The sequence below is a fragment of the Streptomyces sp. NPDC058877 genome, from assembly GCF_042742855.1.
In the GTDB taxonomy this organism is placed as follows: domain Bacteria; phylum Actinomycetota; class Actinomycetes; order Streptomycetales; family Streptomycetaceae; genus Streptomyces.
In genome coordinates this window covers 1-3115 of the sequence record NZ_JBHYMF010000350.1, presented here as the reverse complement: position 1 = coordinate 3115, position 3115 = coordinate 1, and the positions used below count along the sequence as shown (strand labels likewise).

The following is a 3115-nucleotide window of genomic DNA, read 5'->3' as shown; positions in this document are numbered from 1 at the left end:
CGCCGTGACCGCCCCGGCCGCCGTCCGTCACTCCGCCGTACGGCCTCCAGGAGAGCGCCGGCGCATCCGGACCGCCCCGACCGCAACGGCTCCGCCGATCAGGGCCGTGCCCCCCAGGACGATCCCCGTGCTCGCGGCGCCCGCACCGGTCTCCCCCGCGGCCTCCGCGGCCCAGCCGAAGCCGGCCTCGACGGCGCCGTTCGGCAGTCCGGAGATGCGGTAGGTGACGGTCTGCTTGATCCGCGGCGGACACTTCAGGGTCACCGTGTCCATCCCGGACGCGGCATCGTCGGGGACCTGGAACTCGCCCACCAGGACACCGGGGCGGTCGCCCTGGAACAGGTGGAACTTGCCTCCGACCTCGGATTCGCCCTTCCCGTAGGTCTCCTTTCCACAAGCGGTCGTACGGACGGTGACGGTGGTGCCGGGGGTTGCGTGCCGCGGGGTGACGCGGACGTCCCCGGAGGGTCCCCCCGGGGCGGCGAGGGCCGCGGGGGCGGACAGGACGACGGCACCGACGATCAGGGTGACCTGGAGACCGGTACGGGCGCGACGCATGCTTCTCTCCTTCGGTGGAGCTTTCCGGCCGGCTTCTTCGCACGGCACCTGTGCTGTGCTCCGTGCACGAGGCAAAGGCCGGTCCCTCAGCGCCGCAACACGGGGCGCACGTTCGGGCGCCCGCCGGTCGGCCCCACGGCCGCGGCGGCACGCTCCGCCACTCGCCCCGTCACCGCAGGTCACCGCGACGGGACGCCACCCCGAGGGTGATCCGGCCGTCCGCGCGCAAAGGAAGTGGGGTCGAGAAGGGCCCGGTCGGCCCCTGCCCACCCGGGGGATCAGCGGTGGCGGGCCGGAACACGCCCTCATAGCTTCGCCATATGACGAAACGACAGATCGCCCTCCTGGCGTGCACCGCGACGCTGGCGGCCACGGGGGTCGGCGCCGCCGTACCCGCGTCCGCCAGTTCGTCGGTGCACCGGGTGAAACCCGGTGAATCGATCCAGAAGGCCGTGGACGCCGCGCGCCCCGGCGACACCATCGTCCTCTCCCCCGGCACCTACCGCGAAAGCGTCCGCATCACCACCTCGCACCTGACGCTGCGTGGTTCGACCGTCTTTCCCACCGTCATCGTGCCCGCCGTCAGCCCCGGCGACGACCCGTGCGCCGAGGCGGGCAACGGAATCTGCGTGACCGGCAGCGAGGAGCGTCCCGTCGAAGGCGTGCGGGTGCGCTCGCTGACCCTCAGGGGCTTCGCCAAGAACGGCCTGTGGGCCCGGTGGACCGATCGCCTGGAGGTGCAGCGGGTGACCGCCGAGTCCAACGGCACCTGGGGCATCGCCCAGGAGCGGTCCGTGCGCAGCGTGCTACGGCACAACACCGCCCGCAACAACGGGGACGCCGGCCTGTTCGTGGCCAACACCGTCTCCGAAGAGGCCGGCGCCACCGACACCGGGGGCACGGTCATCAGTCACAACCGGGTGTCCGGCAACCGGATCGGGATCACGGTGCGGCGCGTGCGCAACCTGACCGTCGACCGCAACGAGGCGACGGGCAACTGTGCCGCCGTGTTCGTGGTGGGCGACGAGTCCGCACCGCGCGCCGGAGCCATGCGCTTGCGCTGGAACCACGTCCACGACAACAACAAGCTGTGCCCCAAGACCCCCCGTCTGCCCTTCCTCCAGGGCTCGGGCATCGTCCTCACCGGCGCCGAGGAAACCCTCGTCGCCCACAACCGGGTCGTGGACAACGTGGGCGCCTCGCCGCTGTCCGGCGGCATCGTGCTCTTCAAGAGCTTCGTGGGCGTCCACAACGAGCGCAACGAGATCCGCGACAACACGGTGCTGCGCAACGGCGGCGCCGACCTGGCCAACCGGGACGCCGGCACGGGCAACACCTTCCGCGGCAACACCTGCGGCGTCTCCGAGCCCGCGGGTCTGTGCTGACCCGAGGCCCCGGCGCTTCCCTCCCCCACCCGTACGGCGAAACGGCCCGTGCGGCACGACAGCAAAGGCAAGGCGAACAGATGACGACCGTCGATTCCGTCCCCCCGCCTCCCATGCGACTGCGCGAACTCGTCTTCGGCGCGGCAACGGCCGCCGCCGTGCGCGCGGCGGCCCGCCTGGGCGTGGCCGACGCCCTCGGCGACGCGCCCATGGCGGCGGAGGACCTCGCGACCGCGGTGAAGACCGAACCCCACACCCTGCGCCGGCTGCTGCGCGCCCTCTCCTGCCAGGGCATCTTCGCCGAGCAGCCCGACGGCTCCTTCGCGCACACCGAGATGTCCCGCCTGCTGCGCGAGGACGATCCGCACAGCCTGCGCTACATCGCGCTGTGGTGCACCGAGCCCTGGACCTGGGACGTCTGGCCCAAGCTCGACGAGGCGGTGCGCTCCGGCCGCAACGTCTTCGAGGACGTGTACGACCGCGAGTTCTTCTCGTACCTCAACGAGGAGGCACCCGAGTCCGCCCACGTGTTCAACCGGGCCATGACGACGTCGAGCCGGCAGTCGGCGCAGGACGTCGCCGAACTGCTCGACCTGCGCGGCGCGTCCTCGGTCGCGGACATCGGCGGCGGTCAGGGACACGTCCTGGCGAGCCTGCTGGAGAAGCACCCCGAACTGCACGGCACCCTGCTCGACCTCCCGGCGGTGGTGGCGAACGCCGATCCACGGCTGCGGGAAGGCGGCACCCTGTCCTCCCGGGTGCGCATCGAGCCCGGGGACTGCCGCGAGGACATTCCGGTCCGGGCCGACGTCTACGTCATCAAGAACATCCTGGAGTGGGACGACGAAAGCACCCGCCGGACCTTGGCGAACATCCGCGGGGTCGCTCGGCCCGGGGCCAGGGTCATCGTCATCGAGAACCTCGTGGACGACACTCCCTCGATGCGCTTCACCACAGCGATGGACCTGCTGCTCCTGCTCAACGTCGGCGGTGCGAAGCACACCCGGCAGAGCATGGTGGACCGGCTGACGGGGGCGGGCCTCGTCATCGACGAGATCCGCCCGGTCAACGCCTACCTCCACGCCTTCGAGTGCACCGTGCCCGGCTGATCGAGCAGGGCCCGGTGAAACCCGAGGCCGCCCGCTCCGCGTCTGTCGCGGGACGGGCGGCCT

General features: G+C 71.8%; 3 protein-coding genes. 2 read left to right on the top strand and 1 reads right to left on the bottom strand.

The features are described from left to right. Positions 1 to 27 precede the first annotated feature (27 nt). Positions 28 to 558, bottom strand: a complete 531-nt coding sequence (locus ACFW2Y_RS35335) for a sortase (RefSeq protein ID WP_384887716.1) — start codon at positions 556 to 558, stop codon at positions 28 to 30. A gap of 320 nt (positions 559 to 878) precedes the next feature. Between ACFW2Y_RS35335 and ACFW2Y_RS35330 the strand changes: the two genes are divergently transcribed. Together ACFW2Y_RS35330 and ACFW2Y_RS35325 are read left to right on the top strand one after the other, a co-directional pair. After that, positions 879 to 1943, top strand: coding sequence for a nitrous oxide reductase family maturation protein NosD (locus ACFW2Y_RS35330; RefSeq protein WP_384887713.1), 1065 nt, complete (start codon positions 879 to 881; stop codon positions 1941 to 1943). Between the two features lie 80 nt (positions 1944 to 2023). After that, a complete protein-coding gene (locus ACFW2Y_RS35325) occupies positions 2024 to 3052 on the top strand; it encodes a methyltransferase (RefSeq protein WP_384887711.1) in 1029 nt (342 codons plus the stop codon). Positions 3053 to 3115: the final 63 nt, after the last annotated feature.

What these genes read in the sequence shown, in the direction of transcription:
- ACFW2Y_RS35335 (WP_384887716.1), bottom strand. Translation starts at nt 558, where the DNA reads ATGCGTCGCGCCCGTACCGGTCTCCAGGTCACCCTGATCGTCGGTGCC.
- ACFW2Y_RS35330 (WP_384887713.1), top strand. Translation starts at nt 879, where the DNA reads ATGACGAAACGACAGATCGCCCTCCTGGCGTGCACCGCGACGCTGGCG.
- ACFW2Y_RS35325 (WP_384887711.1), top strand. Translation starts at nt 2,024, where the DNA reads ATGACGACCGTCGATTCCGTCCCCCCGCCTCCCATGCGACTGCGCGAA.